This is a genomic window from Geobacillus sp. CAMR5420 (genome assembly GCF_000691465.1).
Taxonomy (GTDB): domain Bacteria; phylum Bacillota; class Bacilli; order Bacillales; family Anoxybacillaceae; genus Geobacillus; species Geobacillus thermoleovorans.
In genome coordinates, this window is the sequence record NZ_JHUS01000046.1 from 1 (window position 1) to 26565 (window position 26565).

The following is a 26565-nucleotide window of genomic DNA, read 5'->3' on the forward strand; positions in this document are numbered from 1 at the left end:
TCAAATTGCATCTATATAGCCAGCTCGGCGTTGCTGATGTTGTCCATCACCCCCTTGTGATTGGATAACGAAGATCAAGAAAACGACAAACATCATTCATTATATTCAACAAACGTGAAAAAATCGTTATACATTAACAATACCATATTTTTATGAAAATGAGAATAATTTGAGTGTAACTTGAACGCTCTCCCACCTACACTAATGTTTCGAAGTGGGGGGATTCTTGGTAACACCCGCTCTTCGGTAGGTTGTTCACCAAGCCATCCCCGTGCATCCCACAGTTCGACTTCCCTGCAACGACAACAAACGAAACCCTTCATTCAGGATATTTCGGGCGGCGTTATGGTCCCGGTCATGTTCGGCTCCGCCGTTCGGGCACATACACTCGCAGATGCCAAGCGACTTCATCTCAACCTGCCGATGCCAGCAGCACGAGCACAATTAGCTGGACGGGAAGATGCTCGCGACACGAGCCACCGTCCGCCCGTACCATGTCGTTTTATACTCAAGCATATTGAGAAAACGCCCCCAAGCGGAATCGGAAACGGATTTGGCAAACTTGCAGTTTTTTTGCATGCTCCGCACACGCAAGTCCTCCACGTACACCACTTGGTTTTCGCGGATCGAGCGGGTGGACAACTGATGCAGGAAATCGTTCCGGCAGTTGGTGATTTTTTCATGAAGACAGCACATTCGGAGGCAACTTTCCTCTTCCACACTCCTATACCAAACGTTCCATAAACGGCAACCGGGATGCACAGCTGTCGGTACGCCGTGCATCCCGGTTCATTCCACCGATATCTCTTCCTCTTCTTTTTTGTCAAGCTCTGCCCCTTCCTGAAACACCGCTTCAAAGAAACGGCTGGCCGGCGCGGCGAGCTGTTGGTAATAGTCGTTGAACAAGGCGGCGGCATGGCTTCCCATCCATTCATTCGGCAGCAGCTCTTCCGGCAGGCCGGGGTCGATGAACAAAAACTTCCGGTACTCATGGACGAGCTTCGTCCGCTCGACAAAACATTCCGCGTCCGACATTTCGCCGCGCTCAATTTTATGTTTGTCAATGACATATTTTTGACTGTAGACGGCAATGAACTGCTCGTATTTTTGGTTGATCTCGTCCAAGTTCCAGCACGTTTCCACAAGCCGTTTGTTCGTATGCGGACCGTCGTATTCGGCGAGGAAAAAATCGACGTACGGGCGGATGTCATACTTGTCGATCAAGTCGTATACTTGCTGCTTCAAATCATTCGGTGAAATCCAGCAGCTGTTGGAAATCGTGCCAAATCCGCTCCATACAAGCTCCTTCCTCAGCTCGTCGCGCAAGTGCCGCTTGTTCTCGGGGATGGTGTAAACAAGAATGCGCCATTTTCCGTCCCAATGCTCGGGACGCGTTTTGTAAATGCGCCGCGCCGCCTCCTCCATCCGCTTGACGCCGCGCACTGTAAGGGAATAGTAGCTTTTATTGCCGCGTTTTTCCGCCCGAATCCAGCCCTGTTTGCTCATGCGCGACACCGCCGCCCGCACCGCCTGGTCGTTATGGCCGAATTCGCGGAGGAGGCGGATGAGGCTCCCGATCCAAATTTCACCGCCGTAATGGCGGATGTAGTCGCCGTAAATGGTAAAAATGAGTGAGCGCGTATTCATCCAATGAAACTCCCTTTATCTTGTTTTCGAACTATAATCGTAACAAACTTTTCTCACGCTGGCAAGACGGACGAAAAACAAACGGAATAAAAAAGAGCCGCACCGCTAAAAAGCAGGCGGCTCTCGGCGGCGCGCCAACGGGCGGCCGCAGCCCGATCCGGCGTCATTTCGCCAAACCGCCGCGACAAGGCCGGCCTAGCGAAATACCCTCACCGTTCGTCTGCGTTTTTCACAATGGTGGCGATTCCTTGGCCGACGCCGATGCACATCGTTGCCAAGCCATAGGTGACGCCGCGTTTTCGCATTTCGTAAATCAATGTCGTCAAAATGCGGGCGCCGCTCGCGCCAAGCGGATGGCCAAGGGCAATCGCTCCCCCGTTGACGTTCACTTTCGACCGGTCGAGCTCTAGCTGGCGAATGCACTCTAGCGCCTGTGAGGCGAACGCTTCGTTCAGCTCGACAAGCCCGATGTCGTCAAGCGACAACCCGGCGCGGCGCAACGCTTTGCGCGTCGCAAAAACCGGGCCGATTCCCATGACGGCCGGTTCAACGCCGGCGACCGCTGAAGTGACATAGGCAGCCAGCGGCTTGAGCCCGAGTTCTTTTGCCTTTTCGGCGCTCATTAACAAAAGCGCCGCCGCCCCGTCGTTAATGCCGGACGAGTTGCCGGCTGTCACCGTGCCGTTTTCAAACAACGGCGGCAGCTTCGCCAGCTTCTCCAACGTCGTATCCGGACGCGGATGCTCGTCTTTATCGACGACAACGCGGTTGCCTTTTCGATCGTGGTATACAACCGGCACGAGTTCATCCGCAAACCGATTCGTTTCGATCGCTTGTTTCGCTTTCATTTGGCTTTCGTAGGCAAACTCATCTTGCGCCTCGCGCGTCACGCCGAACCGCTTCGCTACGTTTTCCGCCGTCTGCGGCATGCTGTCGGTGCCGTACATTTCGTGCATTTTCGGATTGATAAAGCGCCAGCCAATCGTCGTATCGTACATCTCGATGTTGCCGCGCGGGAAATCGCTTGCCGGTTTCGGCATGACAAACGGAGCGCGCGTCATGCTTTCCACGCCGCCGGCGATCATGATATCGGCCTCATTGGCCAAAATCGCCCGCGCCGCATAATTGACCGCATCAAGCCCTGAACCGCACAGCCGGTTGACCGTCACCCCTGCGACTTCAATGGGCAGCCCGGCCAACAGCGCCGCCATGCGGGCGACGTTGCGGTTGTCCTCGCCGGCTTGGTTGGCGTTGCCAAAAACGACATCATCAATTTGTTCGACCGGCAAACCCGGATTTCGCTCGATAAGCGCCCGGATGACAACAGCCGCCAAATCATCCGGCCTGACGTCTTTCAACGCGCCCTTGTAGCGGCCAATCGGTGTGCGCACCGCATCGACAATCACAACTTCTCTGTTCATATTCTCCCCCATCCTTTTTCGACAGATCAGCCGTTTTCCCGATTCGTATAGTCATAGACGCCGCGGCCTGTTTTGCGGCCGAGCCGCCCCGCTTTGACGTATTGCTCCAACAGCGGCGCCGGGCGGTATTTTTCTCCGAGTTTTTCGTGCAAATATTTTAAGTTGTTCAATCTCGTATCGAGCCCGACTAAATCCGCGAGCTCAAACGGACCCATCGGGAAATTGAGGCCGAGCTTGATCGCTTTGTCGATTTCTTCCGGCGTCCCCACGCCTTCTTGCAGCATATAAAACGCTTCATTGCCGACAAGAGCGCTGATCCGGCTCGTGACGAATCCCGGAAATTCATTGACGACAACGGTTTCTTTCCCCATCCGCGCGGCGACTTCCTTCGCCATTTGCGCCGTTTCGTCGCTCGTCTCCAACCCGCGGATGATTTCCACAAGCTTCATTTTATGAACCGGGTTGAAAAAGTGCATGGCGATCACCCGCTCCGGCCGTTTGGTGAACGAACCGATTTCGGTCGGGCTCATGGTGGACGTATTCGTCGCAAAATAGCACGACGCCGGCGCATGAGCGTCAATCGTCTCGAACACTTGCTTTTTCCATTCAAGTTTTTCCGGCACGGCCTCAATCACCAAATCGGCATCGCGCACAGCGCCGGCTAAATCAAGCGAATACGACAGGCGCGCCTCGGCTTCTTGCCGCTCGCCCGTTGTCAATTTCCCCCGAGCGACCGCTTGTTCAAAAATTGAAGCAATCTCCTTCTGGGCGCTCTCCAATTGTTCTTGCTTAATGTCCACTAAGGTCGTCTGAAACCCGCCGACAGCGCCGACATACGCAATGCCTCTCCCCATCACGCCGCTGCCGACGACAACAAGGCGTTCGATCATCGTCTTCCCCCTCCCGTGTGTTGATGTACGGTGGCTGATGCATCGAGCTAGCGTTCTCTCTCACCAAGCGGCGGACGCCGTCAAATGAATGGGCACCCCATCACGCGCGACGGGGTGCTCAGCAAACGGACAGGCGCGTCTCTTCACGCTTGCCCGAATTCGCTCTTGCCTTCAAGGGCGGCAACTTGAACGTTGCGTCCAAGGACGCGACCCGCTCTCGTATGTTGGCAAACGCCAAACGGCAAAAGCCCTTAGACGCCAAACGGATTAAGCGGACGCGGCCCGTAATACGACAGCACGCTTTTCGTTTCTGTGTACAAATCAAGCGCCTCGACAGACAGCTCGCGCCCGAATCCGGACTGTTTGTAGCCGCCAAACGGCGTGCCCGGGAAGGCGGAGAATGGGCTGTTGACCATGACAATGCCGGAACGCAGCTGCTTCGCTACACGAACGGCGCGGCCATGATCTTTCGTCCAAACGGCGGCGGCCAGCCCATAGTCGCTATCGTTCGCCAATTCAACGGCTTCGGCTTCATCGCGGAATTTCATGACGACGACAACCGGTCCGAAAATTTCTTCGCGAACCGCTTTCATTTGATGGTTGACGTTCGTCAAAATCGTCGGTTCATACCAGTAACCGTTTTCAAATCCCTCGACTACCGCTTCTTTCCCTCCGGCAACGATCGTCGCTCCATCCGCGACCGCCGATTGCACGTATTCATCGATCACTTCCAGCTGCCCGCGGCTGATGATCGCCCCGACATGCGTGCCGGCATCAAACGGGTCGCCGAGTTTCAGCTGCTTCGTTTTGGCCACGAACGATTCCATAAAGGCGTCATAAATGCTTTCATGCACATACAAGCGAGAGCGCGCCTCGCACGATTGTCCGCTGTTGTAGAAAATGCCGAACAATGAGCCGGCGACAGCCGCTTCCAAATCGGCGTCCGCAAATACAAGGCTCGGCGATTTGCCACCCAGCTCGAGCGTCACCCGTTTTAATGTTTTCGACGCTTTCTCCATAATTTCCTTCCCGACCGGCGTCGATCCGGTAAACGCGACTTTGTCGACGAGCGGATGCTCCACCAAATAGTCGCCGACTTCCGCCCCGGCGCCGGTCACCACATTGACGACCCCTTCCGGCACCCCGGCCTCGTGGCAAATTTCCGCCAGCACCAGGCAGGTGAGCGGCGTCAGCGACGCCGGTTTGACGACAACCGAACATCCTGCGGCAAGAGCAGGCGCGATTTTCCAAGCCGCCATCATGAGCGGGTAGTTCCACGGAATGATTTGGGCGCACACGCCAACCGGCTCTTTTTCCGTATAGTTGTGAAACGCCCCTGGCATCGGATTGACCGCCCCGCGGTGGCCAATGATCGCCCCGGCGAAAAATTCAAAGTCTTCAATCGCCTGCATCACTTGTCCTTGGGCAGCTGACAGCGCTTTGCCGGTATTCAAAATTTCCAATTCCACCAATTCATTGAAACGTTCGCGCATGATGGATGCAATTTGATACAAGATGCGCGCCCGCTTTTGCACCGGAAAATGACGCCATTTCCCACGGTCAAACGCTTGCCTTGCCGCCTGCACCGCCCGTTCGGCGTCCTCGCGCGTCCCTTTGGCGACGCGGGCGACCGGTTCGCCAGTGGCCGGATTGGTGACCACAAACGTTTCGCCCGAGGCGCTTTCCACCCGCTCCCCGTTCACAATCAAATGATAGAAATCGCGTTTGGTCGGCATCGGTTCCATTTTCTTTTGTTTGACAGTCGCCATCGTTTTTCCCCCTTGCTTAGTTTCCTTGGAATAGTGGTTTTCGTTTTTCAAAGAACGCCTTGACGCCTTCGCGGTGGTCGGATGTCAATCCCGCAATGCGCTGGCATTCCGCTTCCCGTTCCAAGTAGCGGTCAAACGTTGTTTCCTCGCCTTCGCGAAGCAGCCGTTTGATGAGTCCAATCGCCTTCGTCGGCATGGCAGCGAGCCGCTCGGCAAACTGCTTTACTTCCTCCTCCCAATCAGAGAGAGGAATCACCTTTGTCGCCAGCCCGAGCGCAGCTGCTTCCTCGGCGGTCACTTTTTCCCCGAGCACCGCAAGCTCAAGCGCCTTCGCCCTCCCGACAAGACGCGGCAAATAGTAGAGATGGCCCGCGTCCGGCACAAGACCGACGTGAATAAACGCGGGAGCGAAACTCGCCTTTTCCGAGAGAAGCCGGAAATCACACGCCAGCGCCAAGCTCATGCCCGCGCCGGCCGCCGCCCCGTTCACCGCCGCGACAACCGGTTTTTCAAGATGATGAAGCGTTTTCATCATCGGCGCGTATCGGGAGCGCAGCACGTCGCCATGGTCCATTTCTTCCGTCACGCCGCTCAAATCTTCCCCCGCACAAAACGCCCGGCCGGCGCCTGTGATCACCACGCAGCGGACGTTTGGATCCGCCCCTGCTTGTTTGAGCGCTTTCGTCACTTCCGCATTCATCTGCTCCGTAAACGCATTGAGCTGATCCGGACGGTTGAGCGTCAGCCAGGCGACTTGTCCCTTCACTTCATAACGGATCGTTTCGTACATCGAACGCCCCCCTTATTTTCCTTGGAAGCGCGGCTTTCGTTTTTCGAGGAATGCCGCCATTCCTTCTTTTTGGTCTTCCGAGGCGAACAATAGGTAAAAGTTTTTCCGCTCAAATTGCATGCCTTCATACAGCGGATAGTCGACCGCTTTCTGCACCGCCTCTTTGATCAGCCGGAGAGCCAAAGGCGGCTGTTCAGCGAGACGCCCGGCCAGCCTCATCGTTTCTTCCATTAAAAGCTCCGGGCTGACGACGCGGTTGACAATCCCCAGCTGCTCGGCTTCTTTTGCCGACATACGCGCCCCAGTCCAAAGCCACTCGAGCGCCCGCTTCGGACCGATGAGCTTTGTCAGCCGCTGCGTGCCTCCCGCACCTGGCATGACGCCAAGGTTCACTTCTGGAAAGCCAAATTCGGCCGCCGACGACGCGACAATCAAGTCGCACGAAAGCGCCAGCTCAAAACCTCCCCCTAGCGCCAACCCGTTCACAGCGGCGATCATCGGCGTTTTCACGATGGACAGGCGATCCCAATCGGCAAACTGGTTCAGCCACTCAAGACGAATGGGGTCATCTTTTGCCATCTCTTGAATATCCGCCCCAGCCGCAAACGCCCGTCCACGCCCGGTCAACACAATGACACGCACCTTCTCATTCCGATCAAACGCTTCCACTGCCGCAACGATTTCCGCCACCATTTGACGGCTCAGCGCATTCAATACATCAGGACGGGCGAGCTCGATGATGCCGACCGCTCCTTCTTGCCGCACCGCAATGGAATTCCATTCACTCATGCTCTACTTCCTCACCGACCATAAAGGTGACGAGATCGCCGGCAAACGACATGACATCTTTGGCCGATGCTTTCGCTTCTTTCGTTTTCATCGCTTCTTGAAACGCCTCTTGGCTGTCGTAATACATTTCACACAACAAATAATACTCGCTTTCCGTCCCCATCGGCGTGCCGGTAATTTTCGTCACTGTGATTTTGCGCAGGCCCGGAATTTTTTCCGTCAGCGGCACATGCGTTCCGTAATAATGAGCGTCGAATTGCTCCTTATCTTTCGGCTGTTTGTACAAAGCGATCATTTTAAACATGGCGAACATCTCCTCTCCCTTTTCTTATCGTGAAACCAATACAGGCTTCATCGCTTCAAACGGATTTTTGCATTGTTTGCAGTAGAAAATGCTGCGGCAGGCGGTCGGGCCAAACAAATTTTCCATGACAGTCCGCTCCGCCCCGCAATATGGACACGCCACTTGCCATGCCCCTGACGGCATTTGCCGCGGCGGAGGAGCGATGCCAAACTGCTTCAGCCGCTCACGTCCGGCTTCGCTGATCCGGTCGGACGTCCACGGCGGATGGCGGAGAAACTCAACCGTCACCGCCGAGGCCCCTGCTTGCTTCACCGCTTCCTCAACCCGCGTGCGGATGATATCAAGCGCCGGACACCCGAGAAACGTCGGCAGCAGACAGACCGAGACCGCTCCATCCCGAACGTCAACCTGTTCCACCATCCCAAGATCGACAATGCTAATCGAATGAATTTCTGGGTCTTTCACCGTTTCTAACGCTTTCCAAACCTCTTCATTTGTCATGGTTCTCCCTCACATTTTCCAACCCGCTGCCGTTTTTCCCGCTTTGGCTGCCTAGTGCCGCCAATGCTGCGCCGTTTTGCTTCTTCAACAAACACTTCGCCGTCACAAAGAGGCGTCATGCCCAACGCCGCACGTTGGCCAACAGCGGCGCCGGCATCACCAGACCGCATGCGGGACGGCGCGGTATACTTCTGACAACGTCGCCAGCGCTTCGTCCAAATCCGGCGTATGTTCGCCGTTGCGGCCGTTGCCATGTTTCATGCCAAACGGCATCGGCCAATCAAGCCCCACTTCGGCAAACGCCGGCGCCAGCGCGGCAATCGTGTTTTCCGTCAGCACCTTTTCCTCATCAATCAGCCCCCACCGCACCATTTCCGTTCCTTTCGCCCCGAGCGTCAATACGCCGGCAAAATCCGCCGCCACGTCTTGGATGGCTTTCGTCATTCGCGTCCGCGCTTCACCCGGGGCATTCGTCAGCTGGACAAACCACGTATGCCAATGAAGCAAATGGTAGTGCAGCTCCACTTGAATTTTCGCCGCCACCTCGGCCAACGGCGTATACACACTTTTTGTCAATGATTCAAGACGGATGCGCTTCGCCTGTGTATAAAAGTACTGGCGAACAACGGTGAATGCCCAGTCATAGCGAGGCTCGCGCAAATAATGCCCCGGGCCGTTTACCCGTTCGAGCAGCACCGCGTTGCGCCGGGCCGCAGCCGGGCGGGCGTGCGCCAGTTCGTCGGCTGATCCACAGCCAAGATCTTCAAGCAGCTGATAATACATGGCCGCATGCCCCATCGTGTCCTGGCTGATAGAAGAAAACGCGATGTCCTCCTCGATATGCGGCGCCAACCCAAGCCATTCCGAGCCGCGGTAGGCCAGCAAAAAATCATCATCGGCAAGCTGAAACAACAGCTCGACAAGCGCTTCCTGACCATCGGGATGAAAATAGACTTGTGTTTTGCTCATCGCTGAATCTCGCCTTTCCATGACAAAATTTCCTTCTCATCAAATGCCTCTTGTTCATATTTGCGCCATCGTTTCTTCACATCCCCATATCCCCGCGTCAGACGATAATCTTTGTTGTCAAGCCGTTTGAGCGCCGCTTTTTCCTCTTCGTTGATCCGCCGGATATAATCCCGCCTCACAACCCAAAGGTCGGAAACCGGCTCGCGGCGCATAAAGTTCTCCTGCGCCATCACGAGCGCGATCTCCTCATTAGGGGCAAGCAAACTGAATTGATGCTGCATCGGTGCATCCGGCGCTTTGCGGCTGAACACTTCAAACACTTGATAAAATCCTTGTTCTTTTCCCGCCATGGCCATCCCTCCTCATCCAGCCGTCCGGACCGCGCCAAGCGCCTCACGCACCCACGCATTTTGCTTGTACGCCGTCCGCCGAAGCTCAAGCCGCTCCTGCGACTTCGGTCCGTTGTTGCGGATGATTTCTTTAAACCGCTCCCAATCCGGCTGCCGGTAAATCCATTGACCCTTCTCTTTGTCAAAATGCATGGTCTCATCAGGAATCTTCAGTCCGAGCGCCCAAATGCGCGGCACATATTTCGTAAAGAAGTCTTGGCGCAGTTGTTCATTCGTTTTCGTGCGGATGCGGTATTTGATCGTGATGTCTTGCTTCGAAGTTCCCGTCGTATCGGCCGTCGGCGGGCCAAAAAACATGAGCAACGCCTCCCACCAACGGTTGAGCGCCTCTTGCAGCATCTCTTTCTGCTCCTTCGTCCCTTCGGCAAGCGCTAAAATGATGGACTCGCCGTGCTGGGCGTGAAACACTTCCTCGGCGCAAATGCGCTTCAGCGCCCGCGCGTACGGTCCGTATGAGGCATCCAGCATGTTCGTCTGCGTCATAATCGCCGCTCCGTCGACGAGCCAGCCGATCAACCCGGCGTCCGCCCATGTTGGCGCTGGCATATGAAACACGTTATGAAACTTCAACCGTTCGTTCAATAAATCTTCGATAATATCTTCCCGCGTTTTGCCGAGCGGGGCCATCAAATCTTCCGCCACCCGAAGCAGCAGCTGGCCGTGCCCCATCTCATCCTGCACTTTCGCCATGATGCCAAGCTTGCGGCGCAGCGACGGCGCTTTCGGCACCCATTCTTTTTCCGGAAGCGCTCCCATAATTTCGCTCACCGCATGCATGGCAATGAGCTTGATGAGCGCCGTCCGATATTCGTCAGGCATCCAGTCATCGGCTTCGATCTTCTCTCCCGCCTCGATGCGCTGCATAAACCGTTCATGCTTTTCTTGTTCCGACAGGCGGGTGAACATCATCATCGCTGCCATCCTCCATCCCCTCTATTAAAAATTTATTATATAACGTTTATTTAACGTTATTATATTTAAACGTTATAAAAATAGCAACTATTTTTCTCGCTTTTTTACACGGGATTCTCTTGTTTGCGGCGGTCAATAACGCGCACTGCTTTCCCTTCTGAGCGCGGGAGCGTTTTGGGAGGATGAAGACGAACGCCAATGGAAATCAAGCAATGCGTTTTTAACAACGACTGGATGCGCCGAACAAGCTCAATCGCTGCCCCGCTTTGCAAATCACCGCCAACCTGATTGTAAAAATATTCCGTCACCTCGGCATGCAATTCAAGCGCTTCGAGACGCCCGTGAAGAAACCGATGCAGCTGATAGTGCGGAGCCAGTTCCGAGACGCGAAGCAGATGGTGCTCAATTTCCGATGGAAACACATTGACGCCGCGGATGATGATCATGTCGTCAACCCGCCCTTTGACCCGCGACATGCGCGCCGTCGTCCGCCCGCAAGCACAACGCTCTCTCGTCACGGAAGCGATATCGCCTGTCCGGTAGCGGATGACCGGGAACGCCTCTTTCGTCAAGCTCGTAAAAACAAGCTCTCCTTCTTCCCCTTCCGCCACCGGCTCGAGCGTTTTCGGGTCGATCACTTCGACAAGGAAATGGTCCTCGGCGATATGGAGGCCGTTTTGCGCTTCATGGCACTCCATCGCCACCCCCGGGCCGATCACTTCACTCAGTCCGTAAATATCACATGCCTTCATATCAAACGTCTCTTCAAGCGTGCGCCGCATTTCCTCGGACCACGGTTCCGCACCGAAGATGCCGTATTTCAGCGATGTTTGCCGCGGATCTTTGCCCAGTTCTTTCATCCGCTCGGCAATGTTCAATACATAGGACGGCGTGGCGCAAATGACGGTCGGCTGAAAGTCTTCAATGATCATCACTTGCCGGTCGGTGTTGCCTCCGGATACCGGCACCGTCACCGCCCCAAGCCGCTCGCTGCCATAATGCAGCCCGAGCCCGCCGGTAAACAGCCCGTATCCATAAGCGTTGTGAATCACATCTCCCGGTTTCCCGCCGGCGATGACAATCGCCCGCGCCACAATGTCGGCCCAGCGCTCAATGTCCTGCTTCGTGTAAGCGACCACCGTCGGTTTGCCGCTTGTGCCGCTTGATGCGTGTACACGGACGCATTGGGAAAGATCCACCGCAAGCAAGCCAAACGGATAATGATCCCGCAAATCCCGCTTTGTCGTAAACGGGAGCTTGCGTACATCCTCAAGCGTGCGAATATCGTCCGGCTTCACTCCCTTTTCATCAAACCGTTGCCGGTAAAACGGCACCCGCTCATACACACGCTCCGCCGTCGCCCGCAGCCGCTCAAGCTGGAGAGCCTCAAGCTCGCTGCGTGCAGCCGTCTCAATGTCATGCAACATCATCGTTTCCGCCCCCTCTATTAAAGCGCTTTCAAATAATGATAAACATATAACGTTATATAAACGTTATATGTGTAAACTATTATATTTAATTTTAAAATAGGTTAAATATTTTAAAATGTCAATACTCTTTTTTGAGGGCCAAGAAGAGGACGGATGGCAGTTTGGGCTTTTAGATTGTTTCTGCTGATAGGAAAGTTTGGAAATGAAAAAAGAAGGCAGCGCTCATGCTGATGGAGCGCCACCTTCCTTGATCCTATTTCGCCTAAATTTTCATAATCCCCCCCGTGCTCGCCGATGTGACGTGTTTCGAGTAGCGGGCGAGATACCCGGTTTTCACTTTTGGTTCAAAGCCTTTCCAGTTCGCTTTCCGGCGTTCGAGCTCTTCATCGGACAGCTTGACGTTGATCGTTCGTTTCACCGTATCGATCTCGATGATATCGCCGTCTTGGATGAAAGCGATCGGTCCGCCTTCCGCCGCTTCCGGTGAAACGTGGCCGACGGACAAGCCGCGCGAGGCGCCGGAGAAGCGGCCGTCGGTGACAAGCGCTACCTTCGTACCGAGCCCCATGCCGACGATTTGCGACGTTGGCGCAAGCATTTCCGGCATCCCTGGGCCGCCTTTTGGTCCTTCGTAGCGGATGACGACGACATGACCCGGCTTGATTTTGCCGCTGGCGATGCCTTCAAGCGCCTCTTCCTGCGAATCAAACACGATCGCCGGACCTTCATGGCGCGTGATGCCGCCTTGGACCGCGCCGGTTTTGATGACGGCGCCGTCCGGCGCTAAGTTGCCGAACAAAATGGCGAGCCCGCCCGTTTCCGAATACGGGTTGTCAATCGGGCGGATGACATCGTAGTTTTTCACTTCGCAGCCGGCGATGTTTTCACCGAGTGTTTTGCCGGTGACGGTCAGCGTATCTAAATGAAGCGTGCCTTCTTTTTTCGCCAGCTCGTTCAACACCGCCGAGACGCCGCCGGCTTCGTGCAAATCCTCGATGTAATGGACATCCGACGCCGGCGCGAGTTTGGCCAAATGCGGCACCCGCGCGGCGATTTCGTTGATGCGCTCAAGCGAGTAGTCGATGCCGGCTTCGTTGGCGATCGCGAGCGTATGCAGCACCGTATTCGTCGAGCCGCCGAGCGCCATATCGAGCGCGAACGCGTTGTCGATCGCTTTTTCCGTTACGATGTCGCGCGGTTTGATGTCATGTTCGATCAAATACATCAGCTGCTTTGCCGATTGGCGGACAAGCTCTTTGCGCGCTGGGTCAACCGCCAAAATGGTGCCGTTGCCTGGCAAAGCGAGCCCGAGCGCTTCAGCGAGACAGTTCATGGAGTTGGCCGTAAACATGCCCGAACACGATCCGCACGTCGGACAGCCGTAGCGTTCGAGTTCTTCGAGCCCTTTCTCATCGAGCGTTCCGCCTAAATACGCCCCGACCCCTTCAAACACGGACGAGAGCGAAATTTTCCGCCCATCCTTCGTTACGCCGGCTTTCATCGGTCCGCCGCTGACGAAAATCGTCGGGATGTTGAGCCGCATCGCCGCCATCATCATCCCTGGCGTAATTTTGTCGCAGTTCGGAATGCACACCATGCCGTCAAACCAATGCGCCGAGATAACCGTTTCGATCGAATCGGCGATGATTTCCCGGCTCGGAAGCGAATAGCGCATCCCGATATGGCCCATGGCGATGCCGTCATCAACGCCGATCGTGTTCATTTCAAACGGCACGCCGCCCGCTTCGCGAATCGCTTCTTTCACGATTCTCCCAAACTCTTGCAAGTGAACGTGCCCCGGAATAATGTCGATGTACGAATTGACAACCGCGATGAACGGTTTGTCAAAATCCTCATCTTTCACCCCGGCCGCCCGCAGCAAACTCCGGTGCGGGGCGCGGTCAAATCCTTTTTTGATCATGTCGCTGCGTCGCTTTTTCATATTCTGGTCCCTCCATCGTGCAGATTGCTAGGTTGCTAGTATTGTACCACTTTTTCTAATAAAAAGACAATTATCTTTATTCTGAATGCGTTTTCATGATCTACTCTGCGAAAATGAGTCAGAAAAATCAGCCGCTCCTCTTGACAACCGGAGCATTTGGCGTCATAATTTCTTACAAATTATAAATCGCAAGTCTATCCTTGACAATGAAACAACGAGAACGGCACGGGATTAGTAAACCGAGGGAACGCGCCAGAGAGTGGAACCCACAGGCTGGAAGGTTCCTCGCGGGAAGCCGGTTGAACCTGCCCTAGACGGCCGCTTATGCAAACATAAGCCGCACGCCTGCGTTACAGGCCAGAGGTGGGCGCTTTGTGCGCCAAAAAAGGTGGTACCGCGGAACGCTTTTCCGTCCTTTTGCAAAAAAGGAGGAAAAGCGTTTTTTATTGGCCGGCCGCTTCGCAGAGCGGCTAGGCGATCCAACTCATGCCATTCAACACGCAAAGGAGGGAGGAACGCGATGAAACGGCAGCGCGTGGTGGTCAAAATCGGCAGCAGCTCGCTCACCGATCCGAAAGGCGGCCTTTGCCATGACAAACTGTTCGATCACGTTGAGGCGATCGCTTATCTCAAACAGCTCGGCCATGACGTCATTCTCATCACGTCCGGCGCTGTCGCCGCTGGTTTCGGACCTTTAGGCTACCCGGCGCGCCCGACGACAATCGCTGGGAAACAGGCAGCCGCAGCCGTCGGGCAAAGTTTGCTCATGCAGGCGTACAGCTCAGCGTTCGCCCAATTCGGCTTTACGGCCGCTCAGCTGTTGTTGACGCGCAGCGACTTTTACAGCCGCGAGCGGTTCCGCAACTTGTTTGCCACAATCACCACACTGCTTGAGAACGGCGCCGTGCCGATCATTAATGAAAACGACTCCGTTTCCATCGAAGAATTGACATTTGGCGACAATGACATGCTTTCGGCGCTTGTCGCCGGCTTTTTGCACGCTGATGCGCTCATTTTGCTTACGGACATTAACGGGTTGTATGACGCCAATCCGAAAACGAATCCGCAGGCGAAAAAATACGCCTTTTTGCCGGAAATCACCGATGAGATGATCGAAGCCGCCGGCGGCATCGGTTCAGCCGTCGGCACCGGCGGGATGCGCTCGAAGCTTCTCGCGGCTCGAAAAGCACTTTCGTTTGGCGTCAGCGTGTTCATCGGCACGGGAAGCGGCCGAGAAAAACTGGCTGATATTTTAGCTGGAAAAGGAGACGGCACGTACATCGGCGTTCCGTTTCCGAAACAAATGCAAATGCGCAAACAATGGATTGCCTATCATGCTCCTGTCGCCGGCATGATCACGGTCGACAGCGGGGCTGAAGAAGCGTTGCTTATGCGTGGGAAAAGTTTGCTCCCTGCTGGCGTAACAGCGGTTTCCGGCGACTTCCATGCGATGGATGTCGTGGATGTCGTCAATGAAAAAGGGATCACGATCGGACGCGGCCAAGTGTATTACGCCGCCGCCGATTTAGAAAAAGTAAAAGGACTTCCGAGTGAGGAAGCGCGGCAATACTCGTACTTGCACCGCCCGGAAGTCATCCACCGCGACAATTGGGTCACGTTGCGAAAGGAGAGTGTATCGAAATGAGCGAACTGCTCGAAAAAGCCGAACGGTTGAAAACCGCCTCACAAACGCTCGCCATGCTGTCAGCGGAGGAAAAAAATGAGGCGTTGGAACAGATCGCCCAAACCCTTGACCGCGAACGCGCCTTCATTTTGCAAGAAAACGAGAAAGATATGGCCCAAGGCCGCGAACAAGGGCTGTCGCCGGCTTTGCTTGACCGGCTCCAACTCACCAATGAACGCCTGGACCAAATCATCGACGGCGTCCGCCAAGTCGCCTCGCTGCCTGACCCGGTCGGAGAAATCATCGCAGAGTGGACGCGGCCGAACGGGCTCCGCATCCAAACGGTGCGCGTGCCGCTTGGGGTCATTGGCATGGTGTACGAAGCGCGCCCGAACGTGACGGTCGATGCGGCGAGCCTTTGCTTGAAAACGGGCAACGCCGTCCTGCTTCGCGGCAGCACATCAGCGCTTCATTCGAACAAAGCGCTTGTTGCCGTTATGAAAGAGGCGCTTCGCACAACGGCCATCCCGGAAACAGCCATTGAGCTGCTCGAAGACACGAGCCGGGAAACGGCGCAGCGTATGTTCCGTCTCAACAACTACTTGGATGTGCTCATCCCGCGCGGCGGAGCCGGGCTCATCCGCTCGGTCGTCGAAAACGCCACCGTGCCGGTGCTTGAGACCGGCGTCGGCAACTGTCATATTTTCGTCGATGAATCAGCCGAGCGGCAAATGGCCATCGAGATCGTCCTAAACGCCAAACTGCAGCGCCCATCGGTCTGCAATGCCGTCGAAACGGTGCTCATCCATGAGCGTTGGCCATATGCCGCCGACTTGCTTGAGACGCTTCACGCCCGCGGCGTCGAATTGCGCGGCGACCAACGTCTTGCCTCCGCCTATCCGTTTATCAGCGAGGCAACAGAAGATGACTGGTACACGGAATATTTGGCGCCGATTTTAGCGGTCAAACTGGTCGCCGATGTCGACGAGGCGATTGGCCACATCCGCCGCTACGGGACGAAGCACTCGGAAGCGATCATCACGGAAAACGAGGTGAACGTCCGCCGCTTTTTCCAGGCGGTCGACGCAGCGGTCTTGTACCATAACGCCTCCACCCGCTTCACGGACGGAGAGCAGTTCGGCTACGGAGCGGAAATCGGCATCAGCACGCAAAAGCTGCACGCCCGCGGTCCGATGGGGCTTGTCGCCATCACGACGACAAAATCGCTCGTGTACGGGACGGGGCAAATTCGGGAGTCATAACGATGGCTGCAACGAAGACGGCTTCCTTTTTCACTAAGTTTCTAAAGCATAAAACGATCCGGACCCAACGCATGGCTTCCGGATCGTTTTCTTATTTTTCCATTTCCACAAACACCCAATAGCGGCTGCCGATAAAGTTCACCGCCATCCCGGCGATTGTCGCCGCCAGTTTCGCCAGCCAGAGCGATGCAAACCGTTCCGCGGCCAGCAAAACGGCAAGCGATGCACCGAACGACAGCCCGTTGACGACAAGAAAGCGCAAAACTTCCTTTATATTGGCTTTCCGTTTGACTTGAAACGTCCAACGCCGATTCCAAATGTAGCTGTTCGCCATCCCGGCGCCGTAGGCAACGGCTTGGGCAACCGCCGCCTTAGCGCCTGCAGCAGTCAACAAAAAAAAGACGGCGAAGTCCACCGCGGTATTGCTCACCCCAACGAGGCCAAACCGCCATACGGCTTGTTTTTCTTTACGGAATATACGAAGGCTTTCGTTCATGTTTCGTTCCGACTCCCCACGTTTCGTTGACAATATAGAGCGGACGCTCTTTCACTTCATCGTAAATCCGGCCGATATATTCGCCAATCGCGCCGAGCATGAGCAGTGTCACCCCGTTGCCAAGCAGCATGACCATCAACAATGACGCCCAGCCAGCGACCGTTGAATGAGCAAACCATTTAAGATAAAGGACAACGAACATCCCTACAACGCTGGCCGCCGACAACAAGAACCCAAGCCAACTCGCCAGCTTCAGCGGCTTGTATGAAAACGAGGTGATGCCATCAAGCGAAAACCGAATCATCTTTTTGAGCGGGTATTTCGTCTCGCCGGCGAAACGCGGCTCCCGTTCGTATTCAACCGCCGTCTGCCGGAAGCCGACCCAGCTTACCAGCCCCCGAACAAACCGGCTCCGCTCTCTCATATAGCGTAACTGATCGCACACCTTCCGGTCAATAAGGCGAAAATCGCCTGTATCGACCGGAATGTCGATTTCGGTCGCCGCCCGCAGCAACCGGTAAAACACGTAAGCCGTCCATCTTTTGAACACCGTCTCGCCCTTCCGCTTGACGCGCCGGGCATACACCACTTCATACCCTTCCTTCCAGCGCTCGATCATCTCCAAAATGAGCTCAGGAGGATCTTGCAAATCGGCATCGATCACGATGATGGCTTGACCCGAGGCATAGTCCATCCCCGCAGTAATAGCGATTTGGTGGCCGAAATTGCGGGAAAAGTCAATGTACTTCATGGTGTCATCCTTTACAGCCAATTCCCTTAAGATCTCCAGCGTCTCATCCGTGCTGCCGTCGTTAATGAACAACAATTCATACGGTTCGTACGTTTGCTCCATCACCGTTTTCAGCCGCCGGTACGTCTCGCGGATGACCAGCGCCTCATTATATACAGGGATAATGACAGAATAGGTCGCCATGCATGCTCCCTCCTTGTTTGCTTCTTGCGTTTTTTCTGCGAAAGGGCAGCTTACCACACGCTTTTCGCTTTGCTCTCCGAAAAAAGAGCGCTCCAAACCGCATCGTTTTTGCACCTTCGCGATGGCGGCACAGCTTTTCCTATGCGACATCTCATAATCTCGTGGAAAGACCGCGCGGCGCTCCCGTTGCAAGTGAAAAAACGTGATCGAAGTATTCGCCAACATACTCGAGCACCGGATGGCTAGCCGTTGTACACGTACAGCGTCATTCCTCCGCGGCCCATGCCGCCAAAGGTCTCGCTTTGCCCCCCGCCCCATTGTGACGACGGCACTTCTTGGCAATGCGTTTTGATCCATTGCACCAGCTCATTGTTGCCCCGTCCCTCTCCAGAGAGAAGGAAATACTTCACTTCACCGTTTTGGACCATCTTCTCCAGCTTCGCGGGGGTCAACACTGGATCGGTGCCCCCAAATCCCCCCATCGCCATCACCGCGCGGTCGGTATGAAGCATCATCTCCGCCGCTTCGGTGGCTCGAATGGTCGCGGCCAAGTATTTGGCTTTTCCAGCGTGTTGCTCTAAATAAGCCACTAAAGCGGCCAATGAATGGCGGCCTCCAAGCTCAGTCCCTTCATCCGACCGCACATCCCTTTGCCCTTGCCGCCAGCGCCCGTCCTGCCCCGCCGGCAACCCTGCGGTCGGCATGGCGCCTCTTTCCCCGCGCAAATCGGGCCCTGCATATGGAATCGTGCTGTTTGTTCCGTACAACACAGGCGTCAGTGACCAATACGCCGGCAGCACAAGCAAACCAAGCAACGCAGCCGCATAGATGATCCGCCGCCAACGCTCGCGCCCTTCCATCGCCAACCAGAGGCAAACGACCGCCAGTCCGTAAAATCCAACTGCCATCGGCCACACCGCTGACAATGACTCGTGATATTGCCAAGCCATCCATGTGTCAAACGCATAAGTAGCCAAAAGAGCTGTCGGAAACAGCCATGTCATTCGACGTCCACCGGTTCCAAACGAAGCGAGCATCGTTCCTCCGGCTCCCACCAACACTGCGATCGCCGGAGCCAGCATGCTTAAATAGTAACGATGGTAAAAACCCGCGATGCTGAAAAACACCATCATCGGCCCAAGCCAAGCGAGCCAAAAGAGTAAGAAACGATGAAACGATGTCATTTGGCGGCGGCGCCATACATCAGCCACCCATCCGACAGCTACCACCATCACAAACGGCAGCAGCCAACTCGCTTGTCCGGCTAAAGGGAGTTGAAACAGCCGCAAAACGCCGGGATCGCCAATCTCGCCGCGGCCGATGCCGCCCATGCCGCCTCCTGGAGCAGAAGGAGGGGCGCCTGGCGCTCCGGACATCGAAGGCGGCGCTCCTTCTGAAGGAAATGCGCCATTCTCTCCACCGTTTGGCGGTGCAGTGATGTCACTCATTCTCTCTCTCCCATTCAAATCCGCCCCCATTCTGCCGCCCGGTCCGGCCTCCCCCGTCAGCCGTTCAATGCCGTTGTAGCCAAGGGCCAGCTCCAGGACCGAATTGGTTTTGCTGCCGCCAATGTATGGGCGTTTATCGGCCGGAATCAAAGCGACAGCTCCCGCATACGAAAGGGAGACGGAAAGCAGCACGACCGTAGCCATCGTCAAATAGCCCATCCGTTTTTTCCACGATGTTTTCGCCGCCATCCAATAGAACAAATAAAACGCCGGCAACACCATATACGCCTGCAGCATTTTCATATTAAACCCCACGCCAACGACCGCAAAGCTGCCGATCAGCCATGCGAGCCGCTTGGTCATGACGGCTTTCATCAACATCCAAACCGCGACAAGCAGCGTAAACACCAATACGGCGTCAATGTTGTTCGTACGCGCCACGGCAACAAAAACCGGCGTGCAGGAAAACACGAAGCTTGCCCAGCGCGCCGCTATCCGCCCCGCCCATGGCTTGACGATCACGTACATCATCCACGTCGAGGCAACCCCCGCCAACGCTTCCGGAAGAAGCACGCTAAAATCGCTCACTCCGAACACTTTCACGCTCAACGCCTGCAGCCAAAGCGCCGCCGGCGGCTTATCAACGGTAATGAATCCCTCCGGATCAAGCGCAGCGAAGAAAAACGCCTTCCAACTTGCAGCCATGCTTTTCGCCGCCGCTGTATAATACACATTGGAACCGCTGTTTCCAATTTGATAGAAGTGCAAAAAGGCTGACCAAGCCATGATCGCCGTAATCCATCCATCCCATTTCCATTGTATTTTCTTCATCGACTCTCCCTTTCCGTCATGTTCTTCGTCTCCTACCGTTACGTTACCCCGTGTTGGTGAAAGTTTGGTGAAAAAATCGAGCGAATGGACAAGGTTTTCAGTTCGCTGGCCGCAGACGTGTGCTATGATAAAAGGCGAAAGGAGGTGAATCGTGTGGAAGGGGCCACCATCGTGCAACAAATTTTAAAGGCGCTCGACTTGCATTCCGGAAAAATCCAACAACAAATGAAGGAAATGGAAGATCGGCTGCGCACCGAAATCCAAGATACAGAAAACCGACTGCGTGTTGAAATTCAAGATACGGAAAGCCGGCTACGCGCTGAAATTCAAGACACGGAAAACCGACTGCGCGCGGAGATCCAAGATACAGAAAATCGGCTGTATGCCAAAATTCGCGAGACGGAAGACCGATTGCACCAAAAACTCTTGGATCTGGAAAAACGCACTGACGCTCGATTTGAACGTTTAGAAACGAAAATGAACTATTGGCGTCTTGAATGGTCCGAAACGCAGGAAACCGTCGACTTCCTCGCCCGCAAAACCCTCCAACATGAACGAAAACTCCGTTCCCGGGCTGAACAAAGCGAAATCTCTTAAAAACGAAAAAAGCCAAACCGACCGCCGGCACTTTCCTGCTTGACGATCGGTTTGGCTTCTGCCTTCTGTTGTTTGAACAGGCGCCTGCTTTGATGAATGATCATGATGTCGAGAGGAGGCAAGCCCTTTTCTTTTTATTCCACTCCCTGCTGCTTTGCGATGTCCACGCGTGAAAACGCCTCTTTCATCACCTCATACGACTGCTTCAGCCGCTCATGATAGCGCGGCGCCTCCCACACCGGCCACGTGTACTCATAAAATCGCGCGGCCGGCAGCACATTCCCGTTCATCGCCGGGAAAGAAAACGAATCGTCTCCATCCTCAACGTACAAACCAAGACGAATGCCTTCAACGATGACACGGCTTTTGAGCCCGCCTTTCGACCACATGTCGCCCATCACCTCGCGCCGGCTCGGATCGGTCACGTTCAAAAGCGCCCATGACAGGCGGATTTCGTACATATCGCCATCGCGGCTGACGCTGATATCCGTGAGTGAATCGTATGCCTCATCGTCGGGGTTGGCCGTGCCAAACCGCAACACCCCTGTTTCATATGAGTCGAACGGCACAGCCTTGCCGCGGGCTTCCTCCAATTTTTTGTTCAACGTCAGGCGAATCGGGTGGTAGACGCCGTTATCTTTGCGATTGGCGTACGGGGCCGCCGGCATCATATGCAGCTCTTTTCCGTAATGGAAGTAAAACGTGTCATAGTAGCTGTCGACAAGCAGCCGGGCGCTCTGTTCTCCATGAATGACCAAGGCAAAGTCAATTCCCGCTGTCCGGACGCCAGACAGGCCGGGCAGGAGCGATTGCCCTTGGTTCGGAATCGTGTCAAACGCCATGTAGACCGTCGTCCGATCGGTGATGCGTCCGCTGTCAAGCCGCACATACAAATACCCTTCATCGCTTGTGACGTACAGCGCCCGCTTGCCCTCTGTCCAAGCCGGCCGGATTCCGTTGAATGTCCAATCGTCTTTTCGGCCGTCGACCTTCATCATCGCGGCTGCGCTTGGACCTGGCTCAAACCGAAGCAATCCAAAATGTTGTTCGTTCGTCTGCACGTTCAGCCAAAACGGGCGGCGGTCCCGGTTGTCATAATCCATTGTGTTCCATGTCCGCTTGAACCATTCATCCTGCCAGGAAAACAACAGCCCTCCCGCCATCCACTCATGGACGATGTCCTCAAACAGCTCCCGGTCGATCGTTCCTTGTTCTTGTTCCGACAAAAACCCCTGATTTTTCCCGTGCACATTTCGATGCGCCATGCCGCGCGAAGAAGGAACGCCAAATTCAGCGACCAAAATCGGCATCCGGTGCGCCGCCTTCATGTCGTGCAAGTAGCCGGCATAGCTGTTCTGCTCGCCGCGTTGGTCAACATAGCTGACGTACTTTTCCTCACGATTCAAAAAGTCAGGGTAATACGGATAAATATGGTATGACGCAAACAGCCCGGCGCGCAGCTCGTCAGTGGCGTACATGACATTCGGGTTGACGGAGACAAGATCTTCTTTGACAAGCGGCTCGGCCGGATGGCGGAGGAGGTCGGTCGTCACCCAATTCGTAAAACTGACCGGCCGCTGCCAGCCGTATGTTTCCGTTTCATACGCCACCGCTTCGTCGATCATACGGGCCAGCCATGCCTCAAACGGGCTGGCTCCTTTCGTGTATACGTATTTGCCGCGGTAGTCGCCCTGCTTCGGGTGTTTTTCGTTCGTCGCCGCCACAACGTCCGGATCCCACTCGACACCGAAAATCCAGCCGAGAACATACGGAGAAAGGTCGTATCGGTACATCCCGCCGGCATGCCCAGGCCGTTTCGCAATGCGGGCCTTGCCATGAACGAGGTCAATCGTACGGCGAATGTCCGTGCGAAACGCCTCACTCACCTCAGGCGCCCACACATCCTTCGTCCGCAGCATCGTCCCTTCATCGATCCAGACGCCATGGAACAAATAAAGCGGCTGCTTCGCTATTTGGTTGTACTCGTAAAGCGCCTCGTAAAACGCCGGCGGATGGATCGTATAGACGCGGATGGCATTCGCCCCCATCGCCCCGATGTACTGCAGCCAGCGGAAATATTCTTCCTTCGTAATCTTCGCCTCTCCCGGAAACGCGCCGGGTTTGCTGATGCCGAGGTTGACTCCTTTGATGAGCAGCGGCTCCCATCTCCCGTTGCGGTATACTTGCAAATAGTCGCGCCCGACCGTTCCCGCCAAGCGGACGCCGCTTTGTTCCACCGTTTGAACGGCGTCCTGCAGCTTGCCATCTTCCTTATATGCCTTGATTTCCCGCAAAATCGCTTTCATCATCGGCACGTACGCCTTCCAGTAAAAGGCCGCGCCGTTGTCCGAGCGGCCGTCCTCCGTCCATTTGCGCCATACATCCAGCCCCACGGTCTGATAAACGGAAGGCAGTTCCCCTTGATCAGCGTAATCGCCGCAAAAGTAATACGACTGATACGTCTTTGTCTCATAGCGGACAACGGCCGGAAAGGAAAACGGCAGCCCGATCGCCCGCAGCTTCTCTTTCCCGCGCTCAGACAGCGACAGCGTGTACGTTGCGAGCACCATGCGCTCATCAAGCGGCTTGACGATGTCAAACCAATACGAATACGATGTGCGCATCTTGCCGCCCCAACGGGCTTCCCCCACTTTTGTGGAGGAAAACATGACGCCACCGCCGCCAAGGTCGCGCCGATCGAGGACAAGAAGCCGATCCGACTCATCGACCAACACCATACCCGGCCCGCGGAACGAAAACGCCTTTCCGTATTGCGCTTTGTAGTTTTCTTTCACCCACACTGGCACTTCCTGGCTGTTCAAATCAGGAAAATAACGGCCGATCCAGCCGGTCCACTCAAGGCCGAACAGCTGGGCAAACGAGGCGCGCACTTCGTTTTCTGTCGGATGGGCCATCGAATTGAACTCGGCGATCAACGTTTTCCCGCCTTGGCGGGCAAACCGCCAAAGCGACTCCATCTCCTGCCGCTCAAGCCCGCCGTACACTTTCGCCCGCGCGCCGTCCGTTTGCTTGTGGACAAACTCTTCCTCATATACCCCATATGTGTCAACGATATAGACCGCATCGTACCGTGCCATCTCCTTTGGCAGCGGCCGCACCTCGTACGTTTCATCCTGTTTCGGCGCAAACCCGGCGTAATCGCGCGCAGCTTTGTATCGCTCTCCGTTGCCGTGGACGTATTTTTGCTGATTCAAGACCCAAACGAGCCCTTGATGCTCGCGATACGACCGATCGGGCACCGTTTTGTCGACAATGAGCAAATCAAGCTTTGTTTCTGGTTTCAGCCACCAAAGCCAATAGGGCGCGAACAGAACCAGCACTGCCAAGACCATATACACATAAAGCCAGCTGAACACCCGCTTCTCCATCTCCCCACTCTCCCAATCTTTCACCTATTTCCCCTATTTATAACAAACGAAACGATTGTCCGGCAAGAACAGGCGGATGCGGCATTCGAAATTTCTTTTTTGGTCAACCGAAGTCCATTTCCAATCAAGTGGCGGCAACCCTTGCCAATGAGGAAATCAAAAAAGCAAGCCCCTTTGCCTAGGAGCTTGCTTGCCCGCGGCTAAATCCTCTCAACGGTTCGGCTCGTACACATCCCACGTCCATTTAATCGACTGAACAATTTGGTCCGCCGCCTGTTCAGCCTCGAGCTCATTGATGATGACGCGGGAATGATGGAGCGCATAGGCTGATTGGCGCTGGAAAAAGAGCTGTTCGACTTCTTCCAACGTTTTGTTTTTCAACACTGGGCGGCTGTCGACAATGAGCGGCAGCCGCTCTTCCTTCCAATGCTCCCACGACAAGTCAAGGAAAAAGACGATGCCGTGGGCCAAACAGGCGCGCCGCACGTCTTCCTGCAAATACGCACCGCCGCCAAGCGAAAGGATTTTCAACCTCGTATTCGTACATAAATCAACGATCAGCTCCCGCTCAACCTGCCGAAAATACGCTTCCCCTTTTTGCGCGAACATCTCCGGAATCGACATCCCGTGCCTCCGCTCGATTTCCGCATCGACATCGATAAAGTCGCGGTATAACTTCTTTGCCACGAGCTGCCCGATCGTTGTTTTCCCCGCTCCCATAAAGCCGATCAAAATGATATTTCGCTCGCGAAGCGGGATGACCGTCTGCCTCTCCACGCTGCTTCACCTCTTTTTACTCTCTCTTTCCGGAAGACTGGCGGATGACAAGCTCCGGATGCAAAATCGTCCGTTTCGGTGCACTCGCATCCCCTTTCATGCGTTCATGCAGCTGCTTGGCCGCATAGGCGCCGATCTTCTCAGGAAACGCGGCGACAGTTGTGAGCGGCGGCTGAAACAGCGCCGATTCTTGAATATTGTCAAACCCGACGACCGCGATGTCGCGCCCTGGAACGATCCCTTCCTCTTTTAAGCCAAGCATCGCCCCAAACGCGACGACATCGTTGTAACAAAAGAGCGCTGTCGGCGGGTTCGGGTGCTGCAACAGGCGTTTGACCGCCATCCGCCCGCCTTGCCTTGTCGTCGCCGATGGCACAAGCAGCGTGTCATCCATCTCGATGCCCGCCGCACGCAACGCTTCACTGTACCCCGACCGGCGCGCTTTCCATACGGACGATTGCGGAGACCCACCGATAAAGGCGATGCGCCGATGGCCGCCTTCGAGCAAATGCTCGACCGCCATCCGCCCGCCGGCTATATTATCGATCCCAATATAATCAAACTGTCCGGCCGGAAGTTCATCACGGGCAAACAATACAACAGGAATATCCCACTGCCGCAGCCGCTCGAGCATCTCTGCCGAACATCCAGGAACCGGGCTCATGATCACACCGCCCACCCGATGCTCCAGCATCGTCGACAATAAGTCGTCTTGTTTTTCCGGCCGGTCAAACGTCGTGCCTAAAATGACCGTATATCCTTCCTGATCGAGCGCCTCATGGACGCCAACGAGCAATTCGGAAAAAAACGGGTTGTCAAGTTCGGTGATAATAAGACCAACTGTCGACGAACGCTGCGAACGCAAATTGGCCGCCACGCGGTCATAGACGTAGCCAAGCTCTTTCATCGCTTGGAGCACTTTTTTTCGCGTTTCTTTCGAAATATTCGGACTCCCACGGACGACAAGAGAGGCGGTCGCCCGCGACACGCCGGCGTGTTTGGCGACTTGTTCGAGCGTCACGCGGGAACGCTTTTTATCTGACACCGTTCGAATCACCTGCTTTACCGTCGCTTTCACCTATCAAAAGTATAAAGGCTGGCGGCAAGCAGTGTCAATGCAAGGCGTGGGCTGCCGGGAAAACAAACTTCGAAACAAAAAAACCCGGCAGCCTCGCACAAGGCAAGGAGCCGGGAAGGCGGCAAGCCGCCGTTCGTTCATTCATATGATCTCGTTTTCTCGCAGCCGCTCAATGTCTTCCTTGGACATGCCAAGCATCGTTTGCAAAATCTCTTCGGTATGCTCGCCTAAATCCGGAGCAGTGCGGCGGATGGCGCCTGGTGTTTTTTCGAATTTCGGCACAATGCCGGGCATTTTAATTTTGCCAAGGCGCGGATGGGCGACTTCGATGATGTGTAACTATTCACCCCAGTGC

General features: G+C 55.2%; 24 protein-coding genes and 1 pseudogene. 3 read left to right on the forward strand and 22 right to left on the reverse strand.

Annotation, left to right across the window (positions count from 1 at the left end; all coding sequences use genetic code 11):
• Positions 1–255: 255 nt before the first annotated feature.
• The 15 genes from DI44_RS19470 to ilvD form a co-directional block, all read right to left on the reverse strand.
• Complete coding sequence (locus DI44_RS19470; RefSeq protein WP_277813384.1) at positions 256–444, reverse strand: zinc ribbon domain-containing protein; 189 nt, start codon at positions 442–444, stop codon at positions 256–258.
• A complete protein-coding gene (locus tag DI44_RS19475) occupies positions 445–720 on the reverse strand; it encodes an IS200/IS605 family accessory protein TnpB-related protein (RefSeq protein ID WP_241766387.1) in 276 nt (91 codons plus the stop codon).
• 69 nt (positions 721–789) lie between these two features.
• Positions 790–1647 carry a phenylacetic acid degradation operon negative regulatory protein PaaX gene (gene paaX, locus DI44_RS06730; protein ID WP_033025618.1) on the reverse strand — a complete coding sequence of 286 codons (858 nt, stop codon included), beginning with the start codon at positions 1645–1647 and terminating at the stop codon, positions 790–792.
• A 209-nt stretch (positions 1648–1856) separates the two neighbouring features.
• Complete coding sequence (locus DI44_RS06725; RefSeq protein ID WP_033025620.1) at positions 1857–3068, reverse strand: acetyl-CoA C-acyltransferase; 1212 nt, start codon at positions 3066–3068, stop codon at positions 1857–1859.
• Positions 3069–3094: 26 nt separating this feature from the next.
• On the reverse strand, positions 3095–3958 hold the full coding sequence (locus DI44_RS06720) for a 3-hydroxyacyl-CoA dehydrogenase (protein WP_015375100.1): 864 nt from the start codon (positions 3956–3958) through the stop codon (positions 3095–3097).
• 251 nt (positions 3959–4209) lie between these two features.
• Entirely contained in the window at positions 4210–5727 is a 1518-nt protein-coding gene (locus DI44_RS06715; RefSeq protein WP_033025621.1) for an aldehyde dehydrogenase family protein, read from the reverse strand.
• A 16-nt stretch (positions 5728–5743) separates the two neighbouring features.
• On the reverse strand, positions 5744–6517 hold the full coding sequence (locus DI44_RS06710; RefSeq protein WP_033025623.1) for an enoyl-CoA hydratase-related protein: 774 nt from the start codon (positions 6515–6517) through the stop codon (positions 5744–5746).
• Positions 6518–6529: 12 nt separating this feature from the next.
• Positions 6530–7306 carry an enoyl-CoA hydratase-related protein gene (locus tag DI44_RS06705; RefSeq protein WP_033025624.1) on the reverse strand — a complete coding sequence of 259 codons (777 nt, stop codon included), beginning with the start codon at positions 7304–7306 and terminating at the stop codon, positions 6530–6532.
• The gene (locus tag DI44_RS06700; RefSeq protein WP_025950499.1) at positions 7299–7610 is read right to left on the reverse strand and encodes an EthD family reductase; all 312 of its coding nucleotides are present in this window, start codon (positions 7608–7610) and stop codon (positions 7299–7301) included. Before DI44_RS06700 ends, DI44_RS06705 begins: the two co-directional genes overlap by 8 nt.
• A gap of 24 nt (positions 7611–7634) precedes the next feature.
• Entirely contained in the window at positions 7635–8111 is a 477-nt protein-coding gene (gene paaD / locus DI44_RS06695) for a 1,2-phenylacetyl-CoA epoxidase subunit PaaD (RefSeq protein WP_033025625.1), read from the reverse strand.
• 156 nt (positions 8112–8267) lie between these two features.
• Positions 8268–9101 (reverse strand): 1,2-phenylacetyl-CoA epoxidase subunit PaaC, encoded by an 834-nt coding sequence (gene paaC, locus DI44_RS06690; protein ID WP_033025626.1) that lies wholly within the window; start codon positions 9099–9101, stop codon positions 8268–8270.
• A complete protein-coding gene (gene paaB / locus DI44_RS06685) occupies positions 9077–9430 on the reverse strand; it encodes a 1,2-phenylacetyl-CoA epoxidase subunit PaaB (protein ID WP_014196085.1) in 354 nt (117 codons plus the stop codon). Before paaB ends, paaC begins: the two co-directional genes overlap by 25 nt.
• Before the next feature lie 12 nt (positions 9431–9442).
• The gene (paaA, locus tag DI44_RS06680; protein WP_033025627.1) at positions 9443–10411 is read right to left on the reverse strand and encodes a 1,2-phenylacetyl-CoA epoxidase subunit PaaA; all 969 of its coding nucleotides are present in this window, start codon (positions 10409–10411) and stop codon (positions 9443–9445) included.
• A gap of 95 nt (positions 10412–10506) precedes the next feature.
• Positions 10507–11832: an AMP-binding protein gene (locus tag DI44_RS06675; protein ID WP_033025629.1), complete on the reverse strand. Its 1326-nt coding sequence runs from the start codon at positions 11830–11832 to the stop codon at positions 10507–10509.
• Between the two features lie 262 nt (positions 11833–12094).
• The gene (ilvD, locus tag DI44_RS06670) at positions 12095–13774 is read right to left on the reverse strand and encodes a dihydroxy-acid dehydratase (RefSeq protein ID WP_033025630.1); all 1680 of its coding nucleotides are present in this window, start codon (positions 13772–13774) and stop codon (positions 12095–12097) included.
• A gap of 520 nt (positions 13775–14294) precedes the next feature.
• Here ilvD and proB point away from each other — a divergent pair.
• Together proB and DI44_RS06660 are read left to right on the forward strand one after the other, a co-directional pair.
• Entirely contained in the window at positions 14295–15419 is a 1125-nt protein-coding gene (proB, locus tag DI44_RS06665; protein ID WP_033025631.1) for a glutamate 5-kinase, read from the forward strand.
• Positions 15416–16660 carry a glutamate-5-semialdehyde dehydrogenase gene (locus tag DI44_RS06660; protein WP_014196088.1) on the forward strand — a complete coding sequence of 415 codons (1245 nt, stop codon included), beginning with the start codon at positions 15416–15418 and terminating at the stop codon, positions 16658–16660. The genes proB and DI44_RS06660 overlap by 4 nt, the downstream gene beginning before the upstream one ends.
• Positions 16661–16751: 91 nt before the next feature.
• Here the strand turns inward: DI44_RS06660 and DI44_RS06655 are convergent, their stop codons facing one another.
• The 3 genes from DI44_RS06655 to DI44_RS06645 form a co-directional block, all read right to left on the reverse strand.
• Entirely contained in the window at positions 16752–17156 is a 405-nt protein-coding gene (locus DI44_RS06655; protein ID WP_014196089.1) for a GtrA family protein, read from the reverse strand.
• Complete coding sequence (locus DI44_RS06650) at positions 17128–18090, reverse strand: glycosyltransferase family 2 protein (protein ID WP_014196090.1); 963 nt, start codon at positions 18088–18090, stop codon at positions 17128–17130. Before DI44_RS06650 ends, DI44_RS06655 begins: the two co-directional genes overlap by 29 nt.
• Positions 18091–18332: 242 nt before the next feature.
• Positions 18333–20369 carry a glycosyltransferase family 39 protein gene (locus DI44_RS06645; RefSeq protein WP_014196091.1) on the reverse strand — a complete coding sequence of 679 codons (2037 nt, stop codon included), beginning with the start codon at positions 20367–20369 and terminating at the stop codon, positions 18333–18335.
• A gap of 153 nt (positions 20370–20522) precedes the next feature.
• Between DI44_RS06645 and DI44_RS06640 the strand changes: the two genes are divergently transcribed.
• On the forward strand, positions 20523–20966 hold the full coding sequence (locus tag DI44_RS06640) for a hypothetical protein (protein ID WP_014196092.1): 444 nt from the start codon (positions 20523–20525) through the stop codon (positions 20964–20966).
• A gap of 134 nt (positions 20967–21100) precedes the next feature.
• On the opposite strand, the gene DI44_RS06635 is transcribed toward DI44_RS06640, so the two are convergent.
• The 4 genes and pseudogenes from DI44_RS06635 to DI44_RS18125 all read right to left on the reverse strand — a co-directional run.
• A complete protein-coding gene (locus tag DI44_RS06635) occupies positions 21101–24355 on the reverse strand; it encodes a hypothetical protein (RefSeq protein ID WP_025039179.1) in 3255 nt (1084 codons plus the stop codon).
• A gap of 210 nt (positions 24356–24565) precedes the next feature.
• Complete coding sequence (locus DI44_RS06630; RefSeq protein ID WP_014196094.1) at positions 24566–25132, reverse strand: shikimate kinase; 567 nt, start codon at positions 25130–25132, stop codon at positions 24566–24568.
• 16 nt (positions 25133–25148) lie between these two features.
• Positions 25149–26177 (reverse strand): LacI family DNA-binding transcriptional regulator, encoded by a 1029-nt coding sequence (locus DI44_RS06625; RefSeq protein ID WP_033025632.1) that lies wholly within the window; start codon positions 26175–26177, stop codon positions 25149–25151.
• A gap of 174 nt (positions 26178–26351) precedes the next feature.
• Positions 26352–26546, reverse strand: a pseudogene (locus DI44_RS18125) (CoA transferase); the annotation flags it as partial.
• Between the last annotated feature and the right edge of the window lie 19 nt (positions 26547–26565).

Coding starts and splice junctions, on each gene's coding strand:
- paaC (WP_033025626.1), bottom strand. CDS start 9,101: ATGGAAAGGCGAGATTCAGCGATGAGCAAAACACAAGTCTATTTTCAT.
- ilvD (WP_033025630.1), bottom strand. CDS start 13,774: ATGAAAAAGCGACGCAGCGACATGATCAAAAAAGGATTTGACCGCGCC.
- paaA (WP_033025627.1), bottom strand. CDS start 10,411: ATGGCAGCGATGATGATGTTCACCCGCCTGTCGGAACAAGAAAAGCAT.
- DI44_RS06660 (WP_014196088.1), top strand. CDS start 15,416: ATGAGCGAACTGCTCGAAAAAGCCGAACGGTTGAAAACCGCCTCACAA.
- DI44_RS06725 (WP_033025620.1), bottom strand. CDS start 3,068: ATGAACAGAGAAGTTGTGATTGTCGATGCGGTGCGCACACCGATTGGC.
- DI44_RS06655 (WP_014196089.1), bottom strand. CDS start 17,156: ATGAACGAAAGCCTTCGTATATTCCGTAAAGAAAAACAAGCCGTATGG.
- DI44_RS06635 (WP_025039179.1), bottom strand. CDS start 24,355: ATGGAGAAGCGGGTGTTCAGCTGGCTTTATGTGTATATGGTCTTGGCA.
- DI44_RS06645 (WP_014196091.1), bottom strand. CDS start 20,369: ATGAAGAAAATACAATGGAAATGGGATGGATGGATTACGGCGATCATG.
- proB (WP_033025631.1), top strand. CDS start 14,295: ATGAAACGGCAGCGCGTGGTGGTCAAAATCGGCAGCAGCTCGCTCACC.
- DI44_RS06675 (WP_033025629.1), bottom strand. CDS start 11,832: ATGATGTTGCATGACATTGAGACGGCTGCACGCAGCGAGCTTGAGGCT.
- paaX (WP_033025618.1), bottom strand. CDS start 1,647: ATGAATACGCGCTCACTCATTTTTACCATTTACGGCGACTACATCCGC.
- DI44_RS06700 (WP_025950499.1), bottom strand. CDS start 7,610: ATGTTTAAAATGATCGCTTTGTACAAACAGCCGAAAGATAAGGAGCAA.
- DI44_RS06705 (WP_033025624.1), bottom strand. CDS start 7,306: ATGAGTGAATGGAATTCCATTGCGGTGCGGCAAGAAGGAGCGGTCGGC.
- DI44_RS06650 (WP_014196090.1), bottom strand. CDS start 18,090: ATGGCGACCTATTCTGTCATTATCCCTGTATATAATGAGGCGCTGGTC.
- DI44_RS06720 (WP_015375100.1), bottom strand. CDS start 3,958: ATGATCGAACGCCTTGTTGTCGTCGGCAGCGGCGTGATGGGGAGAGGC.
- DI44_RS06710 (WP_033025623.1), bottom strand. CDS start 6,517: ATGTACGAAACGATCCGTTATGAAGTGAAGGGACAAGTCGCCTGGCTG.
- paaD (WP_033025625.1), bottom strand. CDS start 8,111: ATGACAAATGAAGAGGTTTGGAAAGCGTTAGAAACGGTGAAAGACCCA.
- DI44_RS06715 (WP_033025621.1), bottom strand. CDS start 5,727: ATGGCGACTGTCAAACAAAAGAAAATGGAACCGATGCCGACCAAACGC.
- paaB (WP_014196085.1), bottom strand. CDS start 9,430: ATGGCGGGAAAAGAACAAGGATTTTATCAAGTGTTTGAAGTGTTCAGC.